This is a genomic window from Paraburkholderia sp. RAU2J (assembly GCF_003634845.1).
In the GTDB taxonomy this organism is placed as follows: Bacteria; Pseudomonadota; Gammaproteobacteria; order Burkholderiales; family Burkholderiaceae; genus Paraburkholderia; species Paraburkholderia fynbosensis.
The window spans coordinates 854,382-878,175 of the sequence record NZ_RBXG01000001.1 but is presented as its reverse complement, the minus strand read 5'-3'; the positions used below and the strand labels follow the sequence as shown (position 1 = coordinate 878,175).

The window sequence follows — 23,794 nt, the reverse complement described above, 5'->3', positions numbered from 1 at the left end:
AAAGATCGCTGCGGCGGCCTTCAGAGGCCTTGCCGCCGTCGCGGCTCTGACACAGGCGCTGCCGGGGGCGCGTGCTAAAATGCCCGATTCGAATTCACTCTTGGACTAAGCCGCCGAGGCCCTTCCGACCCCGGAGCGCGCGTGCCTGAACAGCACGCCGCGACCCAGCCGAAGCCGCGACGCAGACACCGATCCGATGACCACCGGTTTTCTACAAAAGATTTTTGGCAGCCGCAACCAGCGGTTAGTCAAGCAATATCAAAAGACCGTCGCGGCGATCAATGCGCTCGAACCGCAGATCGAGCAATTGACGGACGATCAACTGCGCGCCAAAACGGGTGAATTCCGCCAGCGCGTCGCGAGCGGCGAATCGCTCGACAAGCTGCTGCCCGAAGCGTTTGCCGTGTGCCGCGAGGCCAGCAAGCGGGTGCTGAAAATGCGCCACTTCGACGTGCAACTGATCGGCGGCATGGTCCTGCACTACGGCAAGATCGGCGAAATGCGCACCGGCGAAGGCAAGACGCTCGTCGCCACGCTGCCGGTGTACCTGAACGCGCTGTCGGGCCGCGGCGTCCACGTGGTCACGGTCAACGACTACCTCGCTCAGCGCGACGCCGAATGGATGGCGCGTCTGTACAACTTCCTCGGTTTGTCGGTCGGCATCAACCTGTCGCAGATGGACCACGAAGCGAAGCAGCAAGCGTATGCCGCCGACATCACGTACGGCACGAACAATGAATTCGGCTTCGACTACCTGCGCGACAACATGGTCTACGAGACCGAAGCGCGCGTGCAGCGAGCATTGAATTTCGCGGTGGTCGACGAGGTCGACTCGATCCTGATCGACGAAGCGCGTACGCCGCTGATCATCTCCGGCCAGGCCGAAGATCACACCGAACTCTACGTGCGCATGAATGCGCTGCCGCCGCTGCTCGAACGCCAGATCGGCGAAGAGAAAGCGGACGGCACCGGCGTCGAAAAGCCGGGCGACTATACGCTGGACGAGAAGGGCCGTCAGGTGTTCCTGACCGAGTCGGGCCACGAAAAGGCCGAGCGCCTGCTCTCCGAGTGGGGCCTGATCGGCGAGGGCGAAAGCCTGTACGCGCCGCAGAACATCACGCTGATGCACCACGTGTACGCGGCACTGCGCGCGCACACGCTGTTCTTCAAGGATCAGCACTACGTCGTGCAGAACAACGAAGTCGTGATCGTCGACGAATTCACCGGTCGGCTGATGGCGGGCCGCCGCTGGTCGGACGGCTTGCACCAGGCAGTGGAAGCGAAGGAACACGTGAAGATCCAGAGCGAGAACCAGACGCTCGCATCGATCACGTTCCAGAACTACTTCCGCATGTACGCGAAGCTGGCCGGCATGACCGGCACGGCCGATACCGAAGCGTACGAATTCAACGAGATCTACGGTCTCGAAACGGTCGTGATCCCGACCAACCGGCCGCCCAAGCGGATCGACAAGCAGGATCAGATTTACAAGACCGCCAAGGAGCGCTACGACGCGGTGATCCGCGACATTCGCGAGTGCTACGAGCGCAGTCAGCCGGTGCTGGTCGGCACGACGTCGATCGAAAACTCCGAGCTGCTCTCGCATCTGCTGAAGCAGGCCGGTCTGCCGCACGAAGTGCTGAACGCGAAGCAGCACGCGCGTGAAGCCGAGATCGTCGCCGAAGCGGGCCGCCCGAAGCGCATCACGATCGCCACCAACATGGCCGGCCGTGGTACCGACATCGTGCTCGGCGGCAATGCGGAAAAGCAGGCGTCGTTCATCGAGCAGGACGAGACGCTGTCCGACAACGAGAAACAGCGCCGCATCCAGAAGCTGCACGACGAGTGGCAGGCGCTGCATGATCAGGTGAAGGCCGCGGGCGGTCTGCACATCATCGGCACCGAGCGTCACGAATCGCGCCGGATCGACAACCAGTTGCGCGGCCGCGCCGGCCGTCAGGGCGATCCGGGTTCGTCGCGCTTCTATCTGTCGCTGGAAGATCCGCTGCTGCGCATTTTCGCGGGCGACCGTGTGCGCGCGATCATGGATCGCCTGAAGATGCCGGAAGGCGAGGCGATCGAAGCGGGCATCGTCTCGCGCTCGATCGAATCGGCGCAGCGCAAGGTCGAAGCGCGCAACTTCGACGTTCGCAAGCAATTGCTCGAATACGACGATGTGTCGAACGATCAGCGCAAGGTGATCTATCAGCAGCGCAATGAACTGCTCGAAGCGAACGACATCACCGAGACCATCGGCGCAATGCGTCATGGCGTGATCGCCGACATCGTTCACCAGTTCGTGGCAGCGGGCAGCATCGAAGAGCAGTGGGATGTGCCCGAGCTCGAGGAAGTGCTGCGCAACGAATGGCAGCTCGACCTCGCGATCCAGGAAATGATCAACGAGTCGAACTCGATCAGCGCGGACGAGATTCTCGACGCGGTCGAAGCCGCCGCCGACGAAGCGTACGAGGCGAAGGTCGAACTGGTCGGGCGCGAATCGTTCAGCGCGTTCGAACGCTCGATCATGCTGCAAACGTTGGACCGTAGTTGGCGCGAACATCTGGCCGCGCTCGACCATCTGCGCCAGGGCATCCATCTGCGCGGCTATGCACAGAAGAACCCGAAGCAGGAATACAAGCGCGAAGCGTTCGAACTGTTCGCCGCGATGCTCGACGCAGTGAAGCTCGAAGTCACCCGCGTGGTGATGAACGTGCAGATCCAGTCGCCCGAACAGTTGGAAGAGGCGGCCGAACAACTGGAAGAGCAGGGCAGCCATCTCGAGAACGTCGAGTTTCGCCACGCCGAGTTTGCCGAAGCTGCGGCCGCAGCGCCGGTCGCCGCCGAAGCGGCCACCGCTGCGATGATCGGCGACGCGATGAGCCACGGCCACGGTGCGGCGTCGCAAGCGACGGTGAATTTCGGTGCGGACAACGTGCCGAAGGTCGGCCGCAACGACCCCTGCCCGTGCGGCAGCGGCAAGAAGTACAAGCAGTGCCACGGCAAGATCGCCTGATGCCGAAAGCGGCGCGCTCCTGAGCGCGCCGCGTCGTTTTACGCAGTGCTTTGCTGTTGATTTCGCGGTGGCCCGGCAACCTGCCCGGGCCATCAGTTCCGTTTCCTCGATGCCGGCGCCTGCCGGCATTTTCTTCGACAGGTCGCGACCATGGCTGTCAATTTCCCCTCGATCGATCCCGCTCAACTCCACCCCGTCGCCGGCGTTACGCTCGGCTGGGCCGAGGCGAACATCCGCAAGCCGAACCGTAAAGACGTGCTCGTCATCTCCGTCGACGAAAGCGCGACGGTAGGCGGCGTGTTCACGCAGAACCGTTTTTGCGCGGCGCCCGTCACGGTGTGCCGTGAGAATCTGGCGCGCGTGCGCGCCGGCGGCAAGCCGATCCGCGCGCTGGTGATCAACACGGGCAACGCGAACGCGGGCACGGGTGAGCCGGGTATCGTGGCGGCGCGCGAAACGTGCGCCGAACTCGCGCGTCTCGCCGACATCGCGCCGGAACAGGTGCTGCCGTTTTCGACCGGCGTGATTCTCGAACCGCTGCCGGTCGATCGTCTGAAGGCCGGTTTGCCGGCCGCGCTGGCCAACCGTAAGGAAGCGAACTGGTACGACGCCGCGCAGGCGATCATGACCACCGACACGCTGCCGAAGGCCGCCTCGCGCCAGGTCACGATCGACGGCCACACGGTCACGCTGACCGGCATCAGCAAGGGCGCGGGCATGATCAAGCCGAACATGGCGACCATGCTCGGCTTCCTCGCGTTCGACGCAGCGCTCGCGCAGCCGGTGCTGGACGCGCTGGTCAAACATGTCGCGGACCGCTCGTTCAACTGCATCACGATCGATGGCGATACGTCGACCAACGATTCGTTCATCCTGATCGCGTCGGGCAAATCGAGCCTGCCGGCGATCACGTCCACCGATTCGCCCGCTTATGCAGCGTTGCGCGATGCGGTGACCGAAGTCGCCCAAACCCTCGCGCAACTGATCGTGCGCGACGGCGAAGGCGCGACCAAGTTCATGACCGTGCACGTCGAAGGCGGCTCGAGCGCCGGCGAATGCCGCCAGATCGCGTATGCGATCGGTCACTCGCCGCTTGTGAAGACAGCCTTCTATGCATCGGACCCGAACCTCGGCCGCATTCTGGCGGCCATCGGCTATGCCGGCGTGGACGATCTCGACGTCGGCAAGATCGATCTGTATCTGGACGACGTGCTGGTCGCGACCGCCGGCGGCCGCAACCCGGCCTACCGTGAGGAAGACGGCCAGCGCGTCATGAAGAAGAGCGAGATCGGCATTCGCGTCGTACTCGGCCGCGGCGATGCGCAAGCCACGATCTGGACTTGCGATCTGTCGCACGACTACGTGAGCATCAACGCTGACTATCGCTCGTAACCAGGTTCATTGCGCGGCCTCCGGCCGCGCATTGGGCCGCTTACTTCACCGTCATGGACAAACTCGAACACTTTTTGACCCGGGCCGAGGCCGTGCTCGTCCGTCTGGAGGCGATGCTTCCGCCCGCCGCGCCTGAGATCGACTGGTCGGCCGCGGTCGCTTTTCGCTGGCGCAAGCGCCAGGAGCGCGGCTACCTGCAGCCGGTGCCCGCCATCTCGTCGATCACGCTCGACGACCTGCAGAACATCGATCGCCAGAAAGGGCTGATCGAGCAGAACACGCGCCAGTTCGTGCACAGGCAACCGGCCAATAACGTGCTGCTGACGGGCGCGCGCGGCACCGGCAAATCGTCGCTGATCAAGGCGTGCCTGAACGCGTACGCGAAAGACGGCCTGCGTCTGATCGAAGTGGACAAGGACGATCTGCACGATCTCGGCGATATCGTCGACCTGATCGCGAAGCGGCCGGAGCGCTTCGTGGTGTTTTGCGACGATCTGTCGTTTGAAGACGGCGAGTCGGGCTACAAGGCGCTGAAGGTCGCGCTCGACGGTTCGATCGCCGCCCAGTCGGACAACGTGCTGATCTACGCGACGTCGAACCGCCGTCATCTCTTGCCCGAGTACATGAGCGACAACGAGACGTACAAGCACACGTCCGACGGCGAGATTCATCCGGGCGAGCTGGTGGAAGAAAAGATTTCGTTGTCAGAGCGTTTCGGGCTGTGGGTCAGCTTCTACCCGTTCAAGCAGGATGACTACCTGTCGATCATTGCCCACTGGCTGCGGCATTTCGGTTGCGACGACGCCGAAGTCGAGGTCGCGCGCGGCGACGCGCTGGTTTGGGCGCTCGAACGCGGCTCGCGGTCCGGACGCGTCGCGTGGCAATTCGCTCGCGACTGGTCCGGCCGGAAGAGCCCGGCATGAGCGACGCGCAGAAGAATGCCGCGGGCCGTCCGGTGACGGAAGTCGCCGTCGGCGTGCTGATTCAGCCGGACGGGCGCTATCTGCTGGCGCAGCGTCCGGCGGGCAAACCGTATGAGGGTTATTGGGAGTTTCCGGGTGGCAAGCTGGAGGCGGGCGAGTCGGTCGAGGCCGCACTTGCGCGCGAGCTGCACGAGGAACTGGGGATCGATGTAGAGGCAAGCCATCTTTGGCATACGCTCGAACACGATTACCCGCACGCCTATGTGCGGCTCTTCTTCTGCAAGGTGACGCAGTGGTCCGGCGAGCCACACGGCCGCGAAGGCCAGGCGTTCGTCTGGCAGGCGTTGCCTGCCGACGTCGCGCCGCTATTGCCGGCGACCATTCCGGTACTCGAATGGCTCGCGGCGGAAAAGAACTGATAGACAGAAGGGTACGGCGGGCGCTGTGCTAGTAGCGTCCGCCGACACAGCGAGCCCGCTCAATGCGGGTTGTAGTCCCCGCCGGGTGTCTCATCCGACGACGCTTCCTGATCGGTCCCACCGATCTTGTACTTCTCAGCGGCCCAGGCGCCGAGATCGATCTGCTTGCAGCGATCGGAGCAGAACGGACGGTAGCGGCTTTCGGGGGTCCAGCGGACATCCTTGCCACAAGTGGGGCATTTGACGACGGTAGGCATACGGTCAGGCAGTCAATCGCAAACGGAACAAGTAACGAATATAGGGGCATTTCGCGCCACTTTAAAGGCACATCCCTCTATCCGGATCTGGCGGGCGAACGTCGCACGCCAGGTTGCGGGCCTGTTTACAGGCTGCAAAGCGTGAGCTGGAACGGCACGTCGACATCCACGGCACGCGGACGCAAATCGCCGTCCTGCACCGTGAAACGCACCCACAGCATGTACTTGTTGGCACTCGCCTCGGGAATCACCCGCAATTCAGGCGCCACCCGAACCTGCATCAATTGATACGAACGCCCCGACAGCATCTGCTGATAGCTGCCTTGCATCGCCATCACCTTGGATGCCTGGCCGGATTCACGCGCGAGCCGCAGAACGATGGTGGCCGCGTCGCGCAGCGGCAATAGCGGCGTGACCCACTTGGCGATGTCCTGGCGGCGCTGATCGGGATGAAGCTGTTGCCACGCGTAGTAGGACGGCAGGTCGAATTTGCACGTGCCACCAGGGATGATCGCGCGGCTGCGAATGCTGGCAAGCCACTCGTTGTCTGCAAGATGCTGGCCGGTCTTACCCTGCATCTGCCCGAGTCCCGCGAGAGTCTGTTCGATTTCGCCGAGCACGGCTTCCAGCGCGTTCTGCTCGATTCCCGGGTTGCCGCGAAACGGCGCCAGCGTTTGCCGTTGACGCTCGAGTTCCTTCATCAGATCAGACTTCAGATCCGCGCGACCCGCAACTTCTGAGATTTCGAACAACGTTGTCAGTGCGACGTGATGTTCCCTGGCGTCTTCCTGAGTCAGAAAGAACGTGAAGCGCTCGAACAGATCTTCGAGGCGCAACAGCGTTCGGATTCGCTCGTTGAAGGGATACTCGTAAAGGATCAAGCGGGCTCGCCTCGGGCGTGGTCGGTGACGGGAATGCAGAACATTCTAATGCCGTGGGACTACCCTAGCAATCACGCACTTTTTCAGCGCGCTTTCGCAACTTTTTTCACGTGTTTCGGGCGCTTTGTGCGTGCTTTGGCTTAGACGCTGCCGCAAAGTTCAACGAGAAGGGCATGCGGCGGCGCGCGGTTTTCATGTGTCGTGCGCGTTTTTCGCTTCGCCGATGGCGCGGTTTCGCGCTCAAGCGCCCGCGAGGGACAGATACGCGCGATGCTGCTTCTCAACTTGCGCCTTCAGCGTGCTGAGCGGCGCGTTGTCGTTGTCGATCACGTCGTCGGCTGCGGCGAGGCGCGCTTCGCGCGTGGCCTGGCGGGCGATGATCGCCAGCACCTGGTCGCGGCTGAAGCCGTTGCGGCTCATGACGCGCGCGATCTGCGTCTCGACGCTGCAATCGACGGTCAGCACACGGTTCACGCGATGCTGCCAGCTTCCCGACTCGACCAGTAGCGGCACCACGACGATCACATAAGGGCCCTGCGCTTCGCGCTGCTCGCGCTTGGTCTCCGCACGAATCAACGGATGCGTGATGGCTTCGAGACGTTTGCGGGCGCCCTCGTCGCTGAATACGAGTTCCCGCATGCGCGCGCGCTCGAGTGAGCCGTCGGCGGCGACGAACGCGGGGCCGAATTCCGCGGCAATCGGCGGCATCGCGATGCCGTGCGGCGCGGTGATGCGATGCGCGATCAGGTCCGTGTCGACGAGCGACACGCCGTGCGCGGCGAACAGATCGGCGACGGTCGATTTACCACTGCCGATGCCGCCGGTGAGTCCTACGACAAACATGCTTCAGCCTCCCAGAGCCAGATACAGCGGTGTGCCGAGAAACAGCGTGAGCGCGCCACCCGCTGCGAGAAACGGCCCGAACGGCAGCGGCTCTTCGAAGCGCATGCGGCCGCGCCACGTCGCCGCGAGGCCGACCACCGCGCCCGTCACCGCCGCGATCAGCACGATCTGCGGCAAGGCGGCCCAGCCGAGCCACGCGCCGAGCGCCGCGAGCAGCTTGAAATCACCGTAGCCCATGCCTTCGACGCCGCGCACCAGCCGGAACAGCCAATGCACGGCCCACAGCACAAGGTAACCGAAGATGGCGCCGAGCACCGCATCGTGCAGGCTCGCAAACATGCCGTTGAAATTGACGATGAGGCCCGTCCACAGAAGCGGCAGCGTCATCGAATCGGGCAGCAGATGCGTGTCGATGTCGATCGCGCTCATCGCGAGCAGCGCCGCGCACAAGCCGAAGGCGGCGAGCGCCGTGGTCGTCGGGCCGAACAGCGCGAGGGCGCCCGCCGCGAACGCGGCGCTGGCAATTTCGAGCAGCGGATAGCGCAGGCTCACGTGTGCGTGGCAGGCGGAGCAGCGTCCACGCAGCAGCACATAGCTCAGCACCGGCAGATTCTCCCACGCGCGCAGGACGTGCCCGCAATGCGGACACGCGCTACGCGGTACCCACAGGTTATAGCGCGCAGGCAGGCCGTCTTCGGGCGGCAGCTGGTCGCTGGTGTCGCTGATTTCCGCATGCCACGCACGCTCCAGCATGATCGGCAGCCGATGCACGACCACGTTCAGGAAGCTGCCGATCACGAGGCCGAACACGATGGCAAACGCCATCTGCAGACCGGCGGGCAAGCTGCCGAACGCGAGGCCGAAACCGGTCGCGAGGTGGCTGGGCAGCAAGCCCGAGAGCAGACTGGAAGAAGTTTCTGACACGAGTGGAAAAGGCGCCTGCATGGATAAGGGATGGATTCGGCTGCGATCCTACACCACGTTGCCGAGTTGAATAATGGGAAGATACATCGCGATCACGAGGCCGCCGACCAGCGTCCCCAGCACGACGATCACGAGCGGCTCGCACAGGCTCGACAGCGTGCCGATCTTCTCGTCTACCTGACGATCCGCGAGCGACGCCACGTCGATCAGCATGGTGTCGAGCGCGCCGGACTCCTCGGCCACTGCCACCGGCTGCACGACCTCGGGCGGAAAGCAGCGCGCCGCGCGCATGGCCGTCGCAAGTCGCTCGCCGCGCCGCAGCCGTGCGGCGATGTCGAGCGTGGCCCGGTCGAAGAACGCGTTGCCGGTCGCGTGAGTCAATGAATCGAACGCGTCGGCGAGAGGTGTGCCGGCCGATAGCAAGGTGCCGAGCGCGCGGCTCCAGCGTGCCGCGCACAGCGTACACAGCAACGGCCCGACGACCGGCATTCTCAGCGACAGACGTGCGAACCGGATGCGGGCAATGTCGGAACGTCGTAGCAGGAAAGTGACAGCCGAAGTCAACACGAAGATCAACGCGATGACGGGCAGGCTCCAGCGCGCCGCGCCCGACGACAAGGCAAGGACGAACTGTGTCGGTGCGGGCAGCTTAGCGCCGAAGCCGTCGAAGATCTGTTTGAAGGTCGGCACGACCCACACCAGCAAGGCAGCGGTGATCGCCGTGGCCAGCAGCAGGATCGCGACCGGATAGGTCAGTGCCGCGCGCACTTTCGCGCGCTGCGCGGCGGCGCGTTCGCGGTCATCGGCGATTTTCGCGAGGACGGCGGCCAGCGCGCCAGCCGCCTCGCCGACTTCGACGAGTTGACAGTACAGCGCATTGAATTGCCCCGGGTGCCGCTGCAACGCCGCGGAAAAGCGCAGGCCCGCGGTGATGTCGCGCGCCAGTGCGCCGACGATCCGCGGCATGCCCTGACGGTTCGACGATTGCCCTTGCGCCAACAGATCCAGCGCGGGCGCGAGTGGCAAACCGGCACGCAGCAGACTGGCGAGTTGTCGTGTGAATAGCGTGACGTCCGCGGCGCGCGCCTTGGGGCGCGGCGCCGCTCCATGCGAGGCGAGTTCGACGATGAACAGATCTTCGCGCTTGAGCATGGCTCGAGCGGTGCTCGCGTCCGGCGCGATCAGCGTGCCGTTCTTATGTAGGCCGGCGACGTTGACGCCGCGCCACCTGAAGCGCGTGTCGGCCGCAAGATGCGGATGAGTCGTGACCGTGTTCATGCGATTTCGGTGGCAGCCAGTGCTTCAGCGAGACTGGTGGTGCCGTCGCGTACACGTGCCAACGCCGCGTCGCGCAACGTGGCCACCTGTTCGGTTTGCGCGAGCCGTGCGAGCTCATGCGTGCCGGCGCTTGCGACGATCAGTTCGCGCATCGCATCGGAGACAGGCATCACTTGATGAACTCCGACGCGGCCTTTGTAACCGATGCCGTGACACGCCGCGCATCCGGTTGCCGCATACGGCTGCCAGCCGTCGAGCTGACGATCGTCGAAGCCAGCGGCCCGCAGCGCGGTCGCCGATTGCGGCGCGGGCGTACGGCACGCGACGCACAGACGCCGCACCAGCCGCTGTGCCGTCACCATCCGCAGCGCTGCCGCGAGGTTGTACGGCTCGACGCCGATATCGATCAGGCGCGCGATCGCGGCAGGCGCATCGTTCGTGTGCAGGGTCGACAGAACGAGGTGGCCCGTTTGGGCGGCTTTCACGGCGACATCGGCGGTTTCATCGTCGCGAATTTCACCGACCATGATCACATCGGGGTCCTGTCGAAGGAATGCGCGCAGCGCCACCGCGAAAGTGAGCCCGGCCTTTTCACGCACGCTGACCTGATTGATGCCGGCCAGCTGGATTTCCGCCGGGTCTTCCACCGAGCACAGATTGCGCGCCTCGCCGTTCAACAGATTCAGGAAGCAGTACAGCGACAGCGTCTTGCCGCTGCCCGTTGGCCCCGTGACGAGCACGAGACCGTGCGGCGCGTGAATCGCGGCGTCGAGCGCCTCGCGTTGGCGCGCATCGAGGCCCAGCGAGTCGAGCGAAAGATCGGCGGGCAATGCGTCGAGCCGCCGTAAGACCAGTTTTTCGCCGAACAGCGTTGGCAGCGAATTGACGCGATAGTCCTCGATCCGCCCGGGCGACGTCGCGATACGCAGGCGACCGTCCTGTGGCACGCGCCGCTCGGCGATGTCCATGCGCGCCAGCACCTTCACCCGCGTAATAAAGGCGTCGCGCAAATGAGCGGGCGGCTGCGGGATCCCATGCAGCACGCCGTCGATCCGCAATCGCACGCGCCAGCCGTGCTCGGCCGGCTCGATGTGAAGGTCCGACGCGTTGCGCCGGGTCGCTTCCTGCAATGTGTCGGTCAACAGACGTACGGCAGGCGCGTTGTCGGGATCGCTGAGCTGGGCCGCGCCAGCTTCGGCGGTGAATGGAGTGGGCTTCGTGCGCGACGTGCTGTCGTTATCGAAAGCGATGGGCCGCGGCGACGTTGCCGCAACCGGAAAAGATGCTTGCATGGGAAACCGGTGGTGAGCCGCCTGTAGAACATGACGGCTTCATCTTCCGGTAACGCGGCTGGCGCCGCCATTCGGCCAAACGGCTAATGGCGCGCGCCGTAGGAGGGTGCGATGCTGTCTGCGGCATATCGGACACCGACGGCGTGAAGGACCTCAGCCGAGCAGTGCTTTGCCGCCCTTCGTGCGCGTCGGCGGCTTGAACAGCTTGACGGTGCGAATCGCCTGATCGTCGCTGCGCATGACTTCGAGTTTGATTTCGCCGATCTGCACGCACACGTCGCCATCGGGAATGTCCTCGAGAATTTCGAGGATCAGGCCGTTGAGCGTCTTAGGGCCGTCGGTGGGCAGTGTGAGTTGCAGCCAGCGGTTCAGCTCGCGCAACGGCATGCTGCCCGCGACGATGCATTCACCATTCTCATTCCAGCCACCGCGCGAATTGGCGCTACGCGGAATCGACGTGGTGAATTCGCCGATCAGTTCCTCGATGATGTCTTCCGGCGTGACGAGGCCTTGCAGTTCGCCGTACTCGTTGACGACCAGCGCGGTGCGGTGACGGCTTTCCTGAAAGTATTGCAATTGCTGGAACACTGGTGTGCCGCTCGGCACGAAGTACGGCTCGGCCAGCAGTTCGCGTAGCGTCTCGCGCTCCAGCTCCTGGTTGTGCAGGGCCGCGAGCGTCTTGCGAACATGCAGCACGCCCAGCACCCGGTCGATGTCGCCCTGGTAGACGATCAGCTTGTTGTGATAGCAGGTTTCCAGTTGATGCAGGATCTCTTCGAACGGTGCATCGAAGTCGAGCGCTTCGATCCGGCGGCGCGGGATCATCACGTCGTCGACGGAAATGTTTTCGAGGTCGAACAGGTTCAGCAGGATGCTGCGGTGCTTGGTCGGCATGAAGCTGCCCGACTCCAGCACGATGGTGCGCAGTTCCTCGGTGGACAGACGCTGGTCCTGCGCGCCTTTCGTATTGATGTGCAGCACGCGCAAGATGCCGTTGGCGAACAGGTTCACGAACCAGACGAGCGGCTTCGCGGCGCGCATCAGCGGCGCGATCAGCAGGCTCGCCGGCAGCGCGATCTTTTCAGGAAACGTCGCCCCGACGATTTTCGGCGTGATCTCCGCGAACACGATGATGAGGAACGCAACGATGCCGGTTGCGATCGACAGCACCAGGTTGTTGCGGCCGAACGTGTGCAAGGCGATCGAGGTGGTGAGCACCGGGATGATCGTGTTGAACAGGTTATTGCCGATCAGCACGACGCTCAACAGTTGATCGGTGTGGGCGAGCAGACCCTGAGTGGTCTTTGCGCCGAGCGCGTTCTGGCCGGCGAGGTGCTTCAGGCGATGGCGATTGATCGCCATCATCGCTGTTTCGGAAATCGAAAAGAAGCTGGAGCAGATAAGCAGCAGAAAGACGGCGCCAATCTGCGCCCATAAGGGAAGTTGTTCCACGCGTCGTGAAGAATAGGGGAGAGGATGGAGAGAATATAGCAGAGGGGGCGCGGCGAGCCGTCTGGGCGGAGGGCGGGCTGTGCTCAATCGCATAGGCGGCGAGCGTCGCGCATGATGCAGGAAAATCGCGCGTAAAACAAAAAAACCGCCCAGCAAGCTGCGGCGGTTTTTCGAGCCTCGAACTGACAAGGCAAATCTGGTCGGGGTGAGAGGATTCGAACCTCCGGCCTCTACGTCCCGAACGTAGCGCTCTACCAGGCTAAGCTACACCCCGATTTCTACTGCGAACTCGATTCGGACTAGCCCGGCGTTTCAGTCTCGTTCAAGACTGTCTTGCCGTCGAGTAAGAGCATAATTCTAGCAGGCTATCTTTGAAAATGGAACTGGGAAACGAAGAAATTGCTGCTGCGGCTGCCTGAGCTTCCTGTTTCGCGCATTCGAGCGTGTGGTCCAGCGCGCCTGAACGCGTGATAGCCTCGAAAATCGTGTCGAAACGGTCCGTGCCGCCTTGTTCGATCGCTTCGCGCGCCAGTGCCGATTGCTCGGGCGTGCCGCGCTCGATCAGATAGATCAGCGGGAGCGTGGGTTTGCCTTCGCGCAGATCGTCGCCGGCGTTCTTGCCCATCGACTCGGCCGTGCCGGTGTAGTCGAGCCAGTCGTCCATGATCTGAAAAGCGGTGCCGATGCGGCGGCCGAATTCCGCGGCGGCCGCTTCGGTTTTCGCGTCCGAACCGGCCAGCACCGCGCCGAGCTGGGCGGCGGCTTCGAACAGCTTGGCGGTTTTGTAGCGGATCACCTGCATGTAGCGGGCTTCGTCGACGTCCGCGTCGTGCATGTTCAGCAGCTGCAGCACTTCGCCCTCGGAGATGATGTTGGTCGCCTCCGACAGGATCTCCATCACGCGCATCTTGCCCACACCCACCATCATCTGGAACGAGCGCGAGTACAGAAAGTCGCCGACCAGCACGCTCGCGGCATTGCCGAACAGCGCATTGGCGGTCTGGCGGCCGCGCCGCAGATCGGATTCGTCGACCACGTCGTCGTGCAGCAGTGTCGCAGTGTGGATGAACTCGACGACCGCCGCCAGTTCATGCCGGTGCCCGGTGGTTTCGCCCAACGCGCCCGCCACCAGCAACAGTAGCGCGGGCCGCAGCCGCTTGCCGCCGGCGCTGATGATGTACTCGGAAATCTGGTTGATCAGCATCACGTCGGACGCAAGACGGTGCCGGATGACGCGATTGACCTGCTGCATGTCTTCGGCGATCGGAGCAAGCAGGCTGGCGGCGTTGGAGGAGGGGGTGGCAGTCGACGACATGATGGCTGAATTGGGTAGTGCCGCGAATTATAAGGCGAATCGCAGCAGTTCCGGGTCGCTGGCTGCGGCGCGGCGCGCTCGGGGGCTCATTCAGGACCGCGCGCCGGGGCCGTGCGGCAAGGCGCCGGGCTTCGCGCGCGGCGGCTCTCAATGAGTTTTGACCAAGCAGCTAACTCTATGTATAATCACGGGTTTCCGCGCGCGGTGCGTGGGAAAAATGAACACAGAGTGAGGTTCTCAATGTACGCGGTCATAAAAACCGGTGGCAAGCAGTATAAAGTTGCCGTCGGCGAAAAACTTAAAGTAGAACAGATACCGGCAGACATTGACGCTGAAATCACGCTCGACCAGGTTCTCGCAGTGGGCGAAGGCGAATCGATTAAGTTCGGTACGCCGCTGGTCAGTGGGGCTTCCGTCAAGGCTACCGTCGTGTCGCAAGGTCGTCACGCAAAAGTGACGATCTTCAAGATGCGTCGCCGGAAGCACTACCAGAAGCATGGCGGCCACCGCCAGAACTATACCGAACTGCGCATCGACGCGATCAACGCGTAAGCGCACCGGTTAAGGAGCAAATCAAATGGCACACAAAAAGGCAGGCGGATCATCCCGCAACGGCCGCGACTCTGAATCGAAGCGCCTCGGCGTGAAGGTTTATGGCGGCCAGGCTATCAACGCTGGTGGCATCATCGTGCGTCAACGCGGTACGCGTATGCACGCTGGTGAAAACGTCGGTATCGGCAAGGATCACACCTTGTTCGCGCTGACGGACGGCCACGTCCAGTTCTCGACGAAAGGCGCAGCGAAGAAGCACATGGTCAACGTCGTCCCGGCAGCAGTCTGAGTTTACTCAGGCACGGGCTTCAGGACCGGAAAAAGGCCCCGCGAAGTTAGCGGGGCTTTTTTTATTGCAGCGCTTTCGCCTGATTCGCGAGATCGATCATGCATGACGAGGCGGCTATGCCGTTCGGTCGATTGATCAACCTGCGGCGGGCGCGGCAAAATAGCAGCATCCGATAGCAACAAACTTGGCAGCACCATCTGGCAGTACACCACGGGACGGAGTTACGCATGAAGTTCATTGACGAAGCGAGGATTGAAGTCATCGCCGGCGACGGAGGGGATGGCAGCGCGTCGATGCGCCGCGAGAAATTCGTTCCGTTCGGCGGCCCGGATGGCGGCGACGGCGGCCGGGGCGGCAGCGTGATCGCGGTCGCAGACCGCAATATCAACACGCTGATCGACTACCGCTACGCGAAAAAACACCTGGCGCGCAACGGCGAAAATGGCCGTGGCGCGGACTGCTACGGCAAAGGCGGCGATGACATCACGCTGCGCATGCCGGTTGGCACTACGATTACCGACATGGAAACCGGCGAGCTGATCGCCGATCTGACCGAGCACAACCAGAGCGTGCAGATCGCGCAGGGCGGCGCGGGCGGCCTCGGCAATCTGCATTTCAAATCCAGTACGAACCGCGCGCCGCGTCAGAAGACCGACGGCAAGCCGGGCGAGCGCCGCATGGTGCGCCTCGAATTGAAGGTGTTGGCCGACGTCGGCCTGCTCGGCATGCCGAACGCAGGCAAGTCGACCTTCATCTCGTCGGTGTCGAACGCGAGGCCGAAGATCGCCGACTACCCCTTCACCACGCTCGCGCCGAATCTCGGCGTGGTGCGTGTCGGGCCGAGCCGCAGCTTCGTCATCGCCGACATCCCTGGTCTGATCGAGGGCGCGGCCGAAGGTGCGGGTCTCGGTCACCAGTTCCTGCGTCACCTGCAACGCACCGGCTTGCTGCTGCACATCGTCGACCTCGCACCGTTTGACGATGCAGTCGATCCGGTCGCGGAAGCCAAGGCGATCGTCAACGAGTTGCGCAAGTACGACGAGCTGCTTTACGAAAAAACGCGCTGGCTGGTGCTGAACAAGCTCGACATGGTGCCCGAAGACGAGCGTGAAGCGCGGGTTTCGGCATTCCTCGAAGGCTTCGGCTGGGACGGTCCGGTGTTCGAAATCTCGGCGCTGACCGGTCAGGGCTGCGAAAACCTCTGCTACGCGGTGTTCGATCACATCGCTGCGCATTCGGACGCGCAACGCGCAGCGGAAGCCGAAGATCTCGCGGCCGACGTGCGTTTTCGCGAGAAGCCGGAAGCACCGGCTGCAGCCGACGAATCCAGCGCCGACCCACAGTAATAAAAAGCTCGAGCGCCGGCAGGCTTGGACGGGCTGCCGGCATGCATCATGCGTCATCTTGGGAGACAGCGCACAATGCGTTCCGTCATCGCAGATTCTCGGCGATTGGTAGTGAAAGTCGGTTCAAGCCTTGTCACGAATGACGGGCGTGGCCTCGATCATGCAGCAATCGGCCGCTGGGCCGCGCAGATTGCCGCGCTGCGTGCGCAAGGCAAGGAAGTGGTGCTGGTCAGTTCGGGCGCCATCGCCGAAGGAATGCAGCGGCTCGGCTGGACCAAACGACCACGCGAAATCGACGAATTGCAGGCGGCTGCGGCCGTCGGTCAAATGGGCCTTGCGCAGGTGTACGAAAGCCGCTTTGCCGAGCACTCCATTCAGACCGCGCAGATTCTGCTTACTCACGCGGACCTGGCCGACCGCGAGCGCTATCTGAACGCGCGCTCCACGTTGCTCACGCTGCTGCGTCTGGGCGTGGTGCCGATCATCAACGAGAACGACACGGTTGTTACCGACGAAATCAAGTTCGGTGATAACGACACGCTGGGCGCGCTGGTCGCCAACCTGATCGAAGGCGATGCGCTCGTCATCCTCACCGATCAGCAAGGTCTCTTCACCGCCGACCCCCGCAAGGACCCGAGCGCCACGCTCGTTCAGCAGGCCGATGCGGGCGCGCCGGAACTCGAAGCAATGGCCGGTGGGGCGGGCTCGAGTCTGGGTCGTGGCGGCATGTTGACGAAGATTCTCGCTGCGAAGCGTGCGGCTCACAGCGGCGCGAATACGGTGATCGCGAGCGGACGCGAAGCGGATGTGCTGTCGCGGCTGGCGTCGGGCGAGGCGATCGGCACGCAGCTAATCGCGCGCACTGCACGGATGGCAGCACGCAAGCAATGGATGGCCGATCATCTGCAGGTGCGCGGCCATGTGGTCATCGACGACGGTGCGGTCGAAAAGCTGACCGCTGGCGGCAAGAGCTTGCTGCCTATCGGCATTGTCGGTGTGCAGGGCGCTTTTGCGCGCGGCGAGGTGATCGCTTGCCTGAGCCCTGCAGGGCACGAAGTGGCGCGCGGCCTGACAAACTACAGCAGCGCGGAAACCAAGTTGATTCAACGGCGTCCGAGCGGCGAGATCGAATCGGTGCTCGGCTACATGCTGGAGCCCGAGTTGATCCATCGCGACAACCTGGTGCTGGTCTGACTCACTGACCGGCAGACGTGTACGGCCGCGATAAAAAAAGCCGTTCCAGCTTCCGCTGGAACGGCTTTTTTTTTTCATGTCCGGGACGCGCCCGCATGATTGAGCACACGGCGCTGAAAAATCGCGCCTCAGTGAATCAACGAGGTCGCGGTACGCTTGTAGCGGATATTTTCGATGATCTGCGCGGCCTTCCCCGTAGGCATCTTGTTCGCGCACATATAGTCCTGGTACAGCGCCGCGTGATAGGCGTTCAACGCGCCGTTCTCGATGCGCGAAAACTCGTTGGCGACCGTCCGGTCCCAGCCGTCATGATCCGCATTCAGGCCCGCATACAGACGCCATTCGTAAGTGTCGCAGCGGATTCCTTCGTAGTTCACATTGCGAGCGCCGCTCGGGCTCGTCACGACCACGGTATAACGCACCACGCCGTCGGTGCCGACGCTCAGCGAATTCCGGTCGATTGCGAACTGCAGCGGTGTATTGCCCGACACCTCGAACGGCAGCAGATTCGACTCTTGCGGCAGCGGCGGCAGGGTGTCCACCTGGTTTTCAACCCAGTTGCCTTTGCGGTCAAGCAGGTAGACGAACGCGCTGTCGTCTTTATTGGTGGGTTTGCCGGCGCTCGAGCAGCCAGCCAGCAGGGCGCCGGTGGCGACACACGCCACGACGAGTGCAAGTGCTTTCAATATGGTTTCCTCGAAACACTGGCGCGGCTCGAGGAGCCGCGCCAGCAGAGGCGGCATGGACAGCCGCACAGAGTTGTTAATTGCGCACGCCCGGGCGGAACAGCAAGCCGGCGGTTTCGTCGGCCGATTCTTCCTGGCGTTCCGGATCGGCGCCCACATCGGCCGCTGACCTGGAATCCTGACCGCAATCCGACGCGATCGTGACGTGAACCGATGTTTCGATGCTGACGGACGTTACGGAAGTCACCGTCATTACCGTGGAATCCGGTGGGCTTTCCATCGACGACGCTATCCGGGGATAACGCGGCCCATGGTGCCCGCCAGGTTTTTCCGCACGCGGCGCAGCCCGGCGCATGAAACGGGATAGCTCCGTCAGCGCCAACTGATACACATCCCGCTTGAACTCGATCACACAGTCGAGCGGCACCCAGTACTCGTTCCAGCGCCACGCATCGAACTCAGGATGGTCAGTGGCGCGCAAGCAGATGTCGCAGTCGCGTCCTACCATCCGGAGCAAGAACCAGATTTGCTTCTGGCCGCGGTAATGACCGCGTACTTCGCGCTTTATGAACTTGTCAGGCACCTCGTAACGCAACCAGTCGCGCGTGCGACCGATCACCTTGACGTGCTCAGGAAGCAGTCCGGTTTCTTCGTGTAACTCCCGATACATCGCTTGCACGGGGGTCTCTCCGTACTTGATGCCCCCTTGCGGAAACTGCCAGGAATGTTCACGGAGCCGTTTGCCCCAAAACACCTCGTTGTGCGCGTTCAAGAGGATGATGCCGACGTTCGGGCGAAAGCCTTCACGATCCAGCATACAACCACCTTCGAATCCTTTAAAATTGCTTTGATTATAAACAGATAACGGACCCGACGCACCGAATCGCACCAGAATGGAACGAATCGCCGCAAAAGCCTCGCATTTGCGGTAGCCTGTCAGTCTTTCCGGGCCTTATCCCTTGTGCATAAGCTTTGCGCGCGGCTTCGGCGCCGCGCTCGGGCAGCGTCGTTGCCGGTGTCAGGCGAACCGTGCTGGCTCAGCGCCGGATCTGTATCGATTTTTCCCACCGTTTTCACCTCTCGGGCGGTCCCTCCGGAGCCGCCGCTTTTGGATAATCTGAATGAAAGCTTCCCGTTTCTTTATCGGCACTTTGAAAGAAGCTCCCGCCGACGCCGAGATCGTCAGCCACAAGCTCATGGTGCGCGCCGGCATGATCCGCCGCGTCGCCGGCGGCATCTATAACTACCTGCCGGTCGGCCTGCGTTCGATCCGCAAGGTAGAAGCCATCGTGCGCGAAGAAATGAACCGGGCAGGCGGGATTGAATTGCTGATGCCGTCGGTGCAGCCGGCCGAGTTGTGGCAGGAATCGGGCCGCTGGGAAAAGTACGGCCCCGAGTTGCTGCGCTTCAAGGATCGCAAGCAGTCCGACTTCGTGCTCGGCCCGACGCACGAAGAAGTGGTCACGGACATCGCGCGCAATCAGATCAAGAGCTATCGCCAGTTGCCGGTCAACTTCTATCAGGTCCAGACGAAGTTCCGCGACGAGATCCGTCCGCGCTTCGGCGTGATGCGTGGCCGCGAGTTCATCATGAAAGACGCGTACTCGTTCGACAAGGACGCCGAAGGTCTGCGCGAGTCGTATCGCAAGATGTACGACGCGTACGTGCGCATCTTTACGCGCCTCGGTCTGGACTTCCGCGCGGTGGCCGCGGACAACGGTTCGATCGGCGGCAGCGGCTCGCACGAATTTCACGTGATCGCCGACACCGGCGAAGACGCGATCGCCTATTGCCCGACCTCGGACTTCGCTGCGAACGTCGAAGCGGCCGAAGCGCTGCCGCTCTACGCGCAACGCGCCGCCCCGGCCGAAGACATGAAGAAGACTGCGACGCCCGGCAAGGCGAAGTGCGAGGCCGTCGCCGAACTGCTGAACATTCCGCTCGAACGCACGATCAAGTCGATCGTGCTGGCAACGGAAAACGAAGGCGCCGAGCCGACCATCTGGCTACTGATGCTGCGCGGCGACCACGATCTGAACGAGATCAAGGCAAGCAAGCTGCCCGGTCTCGCCGACTTCCGCATGGCAACCGAAGCCGAAATCATTGCAACATTCGGTACGCCGCCGGGTTACCTAGGTCCGATCAACACCAAGAAGCCGGTCAAGGTCGTCGCGGATCGCACGGTCGCGAACATGAGCGACTTCGTGGTCGGCGCGAACGAGGTGGATTACCACATCGCCGGGGTGAATTGGGGCCGCGATCTGCCGGAGCCGGTCGTCGCCGACATCCGCAACGTGAAGAAGGGCGATCCATCGCCGGACGGCAAGGGCGAGATCGACATCTGCCGCGGTATCGAAGTGGGCCACGTATTCCAGCTCGGCACCAAGTATTCGGAAGCGATGAACGCGAACTGCCTCGACGAAACTGGCAAGCCGCAGCCGATGGAAATGGGCTGCTACGGTATCGGCATCACGCGTATTCTTGGCGCCGCGATCGAACAGAATTTCGACGACAAGGGCATCATCTGGCCGGAGTCGATCGCGCCGTTCGAAGTCGTGCTGTGCCCGATGGGCTATGACCGTAGCGAGGCCGTGCGCGAGCAGGCCGACAAGCTGTATGCGACCCTGGTCGAAGCGGGCATCGACGTGATTCTCGACGACCGTGGCGAGCGCCCCGGCGTGATGTTCGCCGACTGGGAGCTGATCGGCGTGCCGCATCGTCTCGTGATCGGTGACCGTGGTCTGAAGGACGGCAAGCTCGAATACCAAGGCCGCCGCGACGCCGAACCGACGCTGCTGCCGGTCGAGGATGCCGCCCAGACGGTCATCGGCAAAGTGCGCGCGGCGTTGGCGCGCTAAGCGGAGCGGACGGTGGAGTACACCTTCCTCTCTGCCACCGTCCTGCTGATCCTGATCACCGATCCGCTTGGCAATATTCCGGTCTTCATCAGTTGTCTGCGCGGGGTGGCGCCTGAGCGTCGCACGATCGTCATTTTGCGCGAGGTGGCGATCGCCTTTGCGATCCTGCTGATCTTCATGGTGCTGGGTCAGGGTTTTTTGCGCATGATGAGCCTGAGCGACCAGTCGTTGCGCATCGGCGGCGGGATCGTGCTGTTTCTGATCGCGCTGAGAATGGTGTTCCCGCATCCGGATGGTCCGTTCGGCGGCGACGCGCGCGGCGGCGAGCCGCTCATCGTGCCGCTCGCCATCCCGGCGCTGGCGGGCCCATCGGCGCTGGCGACGGTCATGCTGCTGACGTCGCAGGCGCCCGGCAAGATGTTCGAGTGGATTGGCGCGCTGAGCGTCACGATGATCGTCTGTGCGATCGTGCTCATGCTGGCCGAGCGCATTCAGATCCTGCTCGGCGAGCGCACGATGGCGGCCTTCGAGCGGCTGATGGGTCTCGTGCTGGTGGCGATCTCGGTCGAAATGATGCTCGGTGGTATCCGGTCTTTCGTGCAGCATCTATGAGGCTGGGCCGCACGAGAACCGTTCTGCACAAGCATCGAGTGCGCTCACGTTGCGCTTGCGGCGCAGTAAAAAGCGGCCCACATGGGCCGCTTTTTTACGCCATCTCGCCGCAGGGATCGACACATGCCGCCATGACAGCGGCGCTGTCAAACGCGCCTCGATCAAGCCCCTTCGGTCAGCGCGCGAATCGTCGGCAGGTTGCGCCAGTAACCCTTCGCGTCCATCCCGCAGCCGAACACGTAGCGGTCGGGCACTTCGAAGCCGCAGTAGTCGGGGCGCAGCGGCTTGGCCTTCGCAATGATCTTCTCGCACAGCACCGCGCTCAGGAAGCGCTTCGCGCCCATCGCGAGGATGCGGTCGCGGATCGCGGCCATCGTCTCGCCTTCGTCGAGGATGTCGTCGAGCACCAGCACGACGCGGTCCTTCACCGACTCGGCCGGTGCGACGCGCCACTGCATCTCGTTGCCGCCCTTGGTGGTGTTGCGGTAGCGGGTTAGATGGATGTAGTCGAACTCGAGCGGGAAATCGAGGTGCGGCAGCAGCATGCCGGTGAACACCGCGGCGCCACCCATCACCGACAGCACGAGCGGAAAGTCCTCGCTCATCTCGTCGCGAATGGCGGCCGCCATGCCGCTGATCGACGCGTTGACGTCGCTGGCCGAAACGATTTCTTCGGAGTGGCTAAAAATGTGGAGGGCTTCTTCGCGGTTCATGACGTCTGGCGGGCGGTAACTGTATACATAGGGTGAGAGAGCGCCCCGCAGGAAGCTCCCTTGGGCAACGGCGGCTTGCGGGACAGAATAAACCCGCACGAGCCTGGAGTCAGCCGCGCGCGCCGTGCTTCGTGTTCGTGACGCGCGCCCACCGTTTTGCTAAAGCTTAGCGCATGCCGGGCAACATGCCCTTCATGCCGCGCATCATCTTCTGCAGATTGCCGCCCTTGAGCTTCTTCATCATCGTGCGCATCTGGTCGTACTGGTTCAGCATGCGGTTGACTTCCTGCACCTGCACGCCCGCGCCCGCGGCAATGCGGCGCTTGCGGGTGGCCTTGATCAGATCGGGCTTCGCGCGCTCCAGCGGGGTCATCGAGTTGATGATGCCTTCCATGCGGCGCATCTGCTTTTCGGCCTGGCCCATGTCGGCGCCGGCGGCGGCCTGCTGGAACTGCGCGGGCAGTTTGTCCATCAGCGACGACAGGCCACCCATGCCCTTCATTTGCGTGAGCTGCGCGCGGAAATCGTTGAGGTCGAAGTCGCCGCCTTTCTTGACCTTGTCGGCGAGCTTCTGCGCGGCTTGAACATCCACGCCGCGTTGCGCTTCTTCGACGAGAGCGAGAATGTCGCCCATGCCGAGAATCCGGTTCGCCATCCGATCCGGATAGAAGATTTCGAGGCCGTCGAGTTTTTCCGCGACACCGACGAACTTGATCGGCTTGCCCGTCACGTGGCGCACGGAGAGCGCCGCGCCACCGCGCGAGTCGCCGTCGAGCTTGGTGAGGACCACGCCGGTCAGCGGCAGTGCGTCGCTGAACGCCTTGGCGGTGTTCACCGCGTCCTGGCCGAGCATTGCGTCGACGACGAAGAGCGTTTCCGCCGGTTTCAATTCACCGTGAAGCGCGGTGATTTCCTGCATCATCGCTTCGTCGATACCCAGACGGCCGGCCGTGTCGACCAGCAGCACGTCGTGGTAGTGGCGCTTGGCCCAGTCCACGGCAGCGCGCGCGATGTCGACCGGCTTCTGGTCCGGTTCCGACGGGAAGAAATCCGCGCCGACCTGCTCGGTCACCGTCTTCAACTGCGCGATAGCGGCGGGGCGGTAGACGTCGCACGATACCGTCAGCACCTTCTTCTTGTACTTCTCGCGCAGCAGCTTGGCGAGCTTGCCGACCGTGGTCGTCTTACCGGCGCCCTGCAGACCCGCCATCAGAATGACGGCCGGCGGCGTGACCGCGAGATTGAGCTCGACCGCCTTGCCTTCGTAGTCGCCGCCGATGATCGCGGTTAGCTCGCGTTGCACCACGCCGACCAGCGCCTGACCCGGCGACAGACTGCTGATGACTTCCTCGCCAAGCGCCTTTTCCTTCACCTTGGCGATGAACTCGCGCACGACGGGCAGCGCCACGTCGGCCTCGAGGAGCGCCAGGCGAACTTCGCGCAGCATTTCCTGGGTGTTCGCCTCGGTGAGCCGGGCTTCGCCGCGCAGTGTCTTGACGACGCGCGCCATCCGTTGAGTCAGATTGTCGAGCATGGGGAGCGATGAACAGTGCGG

The 23,794-nt window shown here is 63.1% G+C and carries 22 protein-coding genes and 1 tRNA gene; 10 read left to right on the top strand and 13 right to left on the bottom strand.

Going from position 1 to position 23,794, the window contains the following annotated elements:
* Positions 1–196 precede the first annotated feature (196 nt).
* From secA to B0G69_RS04045, 4 genes are all read left to right on the top strand, one after another.
* On the top strand, positions 197–3,013 hold the full coding sequence (gene secA / locus B0G69_RS04060) for a preprotein translocase subunit SecA (RefSeq protein ID WP_121315764.1): 2,817 nt from the start codon (positions 197–199) through the stop codon (positions 3,011–3,013).
* A 150-nt stretch (positions 3,014–3,163) separates the two neighbouring features.
* Positions 3,164–4,405, top strand: a complete 1,242-nt coding sequence (argJ, locus tag B0G69_RS04055) for a bifunctional glutamate N-acetyltransferase/amino-acid acetyltransferase ArgJ (RefSeq protein WP_121315763.1) — start codon at positions 3,164–3,166, stop codon at positions 4,403–4,405.
* Between the two features lie 53 nt (positions 4,406–4,458).
* A complete protein-coding gene (locus B0G69_RS04050) occupies positions 4,459–5,328 on the top strand; it encodes an ATP-binding protein (RefSeq protein WP_121315762.1) in 870 nt (289 codons plus the stop codon).
* Positions 5,325–5,747, top strand: a complete 423-nt coding sequence (locus B0G69_RS04045; RefSeq protein ID WP_121315761.1) for an NUDIX domain-containing protein — start codon at positions 5,325–5,327, stop codon at positions 5,745–5,747. Before B0G69_RS04050 ends, B0G69_RS04045 begins: the two co-directional genes overlap by 4 nt.
* Before the next feature lie 59 nt (positions 5,748–5,806).
* Here B0G69_RS04045 and yacG read toward each other — a convergent pair whose 3' ends face one another.
* From yacG to B0G69_RS04000, 9 genes are all read right to left on the bottom strand, one after another.
* A complete protein-coding gene (yacG, locus tag B0G69_RS04040) occupies positions 5,807–6,004 on the bottom strand; it encodes a DNA gyrase inhibitor YacG (RefSeq protein WP_121315760.1) in 198 nt (65 codons plus the stop codon).
* Between the two features lie 125 nt (positions 6,005–6,129).
* Positions 6,130–6,885, bottom strand: coding sequence for a cell division protein ZapD (gene zapD, locus B0G69_RS04035; RefSeq protein WP_042320771.1), 756 nt, complete (start codon positions 6,883–6,885; stop codon positions 6,130–6,132).
* 240 nt (positions 6,886–7,125) lie between these two features.
* The gene (gene coaE / locus B0G69_RS04030) at positions 7,126–7,728 is read right to left on the bottom strand and encodes a dephospho-CoA kinase (protein ID WP_121315759.1); all 603 of its coding nucleotides are present in this window, start codon (positions 7,726–7,728) and stop codon (positions 7,126–7,128) included.
* Between the two features lie 3 nt (positions 7,729–7,731).
* A complete protein-coding gene (locus tag B0G69_RS04025; RefSeq protein WP_121315758.1) occupies positions 7,732–8,673 on the bottom strand; it encodes an A24 family peptidase in 942 nt (313 codons plus the stop codon).
* 27 nt (positions 8,674–8,700) lie between these two features.
* Complete coding sequence (locus B0G69_RS04020) at positions 8,701–9,930, bottom strand: type II secretion system F family protein (RefSeq protein WP_121315757.1); 1,230 nt, start codon at positions 9,928–9,930, stop codon at positions 8,701–8,703.
* Positions 9,927–11,222, bottom strand: coding sequence for an ATPase, T2SS/T4P/T4SS family (locus B0G69_RS04015; protein WP_121315756.1), 1,296 nt, complete (start codon positions 11,220–11,222; stop codon positions 9,927–9,929). Before B0G69_RS04015 ends, B0G69_RS04020 begins: the two co-directional genes overlap by 4 nt.
* 153 nt (positions 11,223–11,375) lie before the next feature.
* Positions 11,376–12,674, bottom strand: a complete 1,299-nt coding sequence (locus tag B0G69_RS04010) for an HlyC/CorC family transporter (RefSeq protein WP_199731138.1) — start codon at positions 12,672–12,674, stop codon at positions 11,376–11,378.
* Positions 12,675–12,871: 197 nt separating this feature from the next.
* Positions 12,872–12,948: transfer RNA gene (locus B0G69_RS04005), tRNA-Pro, on the bottom strand.
* A gap of 48 nt (positions 12,949–12,996) precedes the next feature.
* Positions 12,997–13,989, bottom strand: coding sequence for a polyprenyl synthetase family protein (locus B0G69_RS04000; protein ID WP_042320787.1), 993 nt, complete (start codon positions 13,987–13,989; stop codon positions 12,997–12,999).
* A gap of 240 nt (positions 13,990–14,229) precedes the next feature.
* Here B0G69_RS04000 and rplU point away from each other — a divergent pair, with 240 nt between their 5' ends.
* The 4 genes from rplU (at position 14,230) to proB (ending at position 17,370) form a co-directional block, all read left to right on the top strand.
* On the top strand, positions 14,230–14,541 hold the full coding sequence (rplU, locus tag B0G69_RS03995; RefSeq protein ID WP_007180329.1) for a 50S ribosomal protein L21: 312 nt from the start codon (positions 14,230–14,232) through the stop codon (positions 14,539–14,541).
* Between the two features lie 25 nt (positions 14,542–14,566).
* Positions 14,567–14,830 (top strand): 50S ribosomal protein L27, encoded by a 264-nt coding sequence (gene rpmA / locus B0G69_RS03990; RefSeq protein ID WP_020071242.1) that lies wholly within the window; start codon positions 14,567–14,569, stop codon positions 14,828–14,830.
* A 227-nt stretch (positions 14,831–15,057) separates the two neighbouring features.
* Positions 15,058–16,176, top strand: a complete 1,119-nt coding sequence (gene cgtA, locus B0G69_RS03985) for an Obg family GTPase CgtA (protein ID WP_121315755.1) — start codon at positions 15,058–15,060, stop codon at positions 16,174–16,176.
* A 75-nt stretch (positions 16,177–16,251) separates the two neighbouring features.
* Positions 16,252–17,370: a glutamate 5-kinase gene (gene proB / locus B0G69_RS03980; RefSeq protein WP_042320793.1), complete on the top strand. Its 1,119-nt coding sequence runs from the start codon at positions 16,252–16,254 to the stop codon at positions 17,368–17,370.
* 128 nt (positions 17,371–17,498) lie between these two features.
* Here proB and B0G69_RS03975 read toward each other — a convergent pair whose 3' ends face one another.
* Both B0G69_RS03975 and B0G69_RS03970 read right to left on the bottom strand, forming a co-directional pair.
* Positions 17,499–18,056: a CNP1-like family protein gene (locus B0G69_RS03975; RefSeq protein WP_121319090.1), complete on the bottom strand. Its 558-nt coding sequence runs from the start codon at positions 18,054–18,056 to the stop codon at positions 17,499–17,501.
* 76 nt (positions 18,057–18,132) lie between these two features.
* Positions 18,133–18,873, bottom strand: a complete 741-nt coding sequence (locus B0G69_RS03970) for an RNA pyrophosphohydrolase (RefSeq protein ID WP_121315754.1) — start codon at positions 18,871–18,873, stop codon at positions 18,133–18,135.
* Positions 18,874–19,177: 304 nt separating this feature from the next.
* Here B0G69_RS03970 and B0G69_RS03965 point away from each other — a divergent pair, with 304 nt between their 5' ends.
* Complete coding sequence (locus B0G69_RS03965; RefSeq protein ID WP_121315753.1) at positions 19,178–20,914, top strand: proline--tRNA ligase; 1,737 nt, start codon at positions 19,178–19,180, stop codon at positions 20,912–20,914.
* Positions 20,915–20,926: 12 nt separating this feature from the next.
* The gene (locus B0G69_RS03960; RefSeq protein ID WP_121315752.1) at positions 20,927–21,526 is read left to right on the top strand and encodes a MarC family protein; all 600 of its coding nucleotides are present in this window, start codon (positions 20,927–20,929) and stop codon (positions 21,524–21,526) included.
* A gap of 161 nt (positions 21,527–21,687) precedes the next feature.
* On the opposite strand, the gene B0G69_RS03955 is transcribed toward B0G69_RS03960, so the two are convergent.
* Together B0G69_RS03955 and ffh are read right to left on the bottom strand one after the other, a co-directional pair.
* A complete protein-coding gene (locus B0G69_RS03955; protein WP_121315751.1) occupies positions 21,688–22,239 on the bottom strand; it encodes a hypoxanthine-guanine phosphoribosyltransferase in 552 nt (183 codons plus the stop codon).
* Positions 22,240–22,405: 166 nt separating this feature from the next.
* Positions 22,406–23,773, bottom strand: coding sequence for a signal recognition particle protein (ffh, locus tag B0G69_RS03950; RefSeq protein ID WP_121315750.1), 1,368 nt, complete (start codon positions 23,771–23,773; stop codon positions 22,406–22,408).
* Between the last annotated feature and the right edge of the window lie 21 nt (positions 23,774–23,794).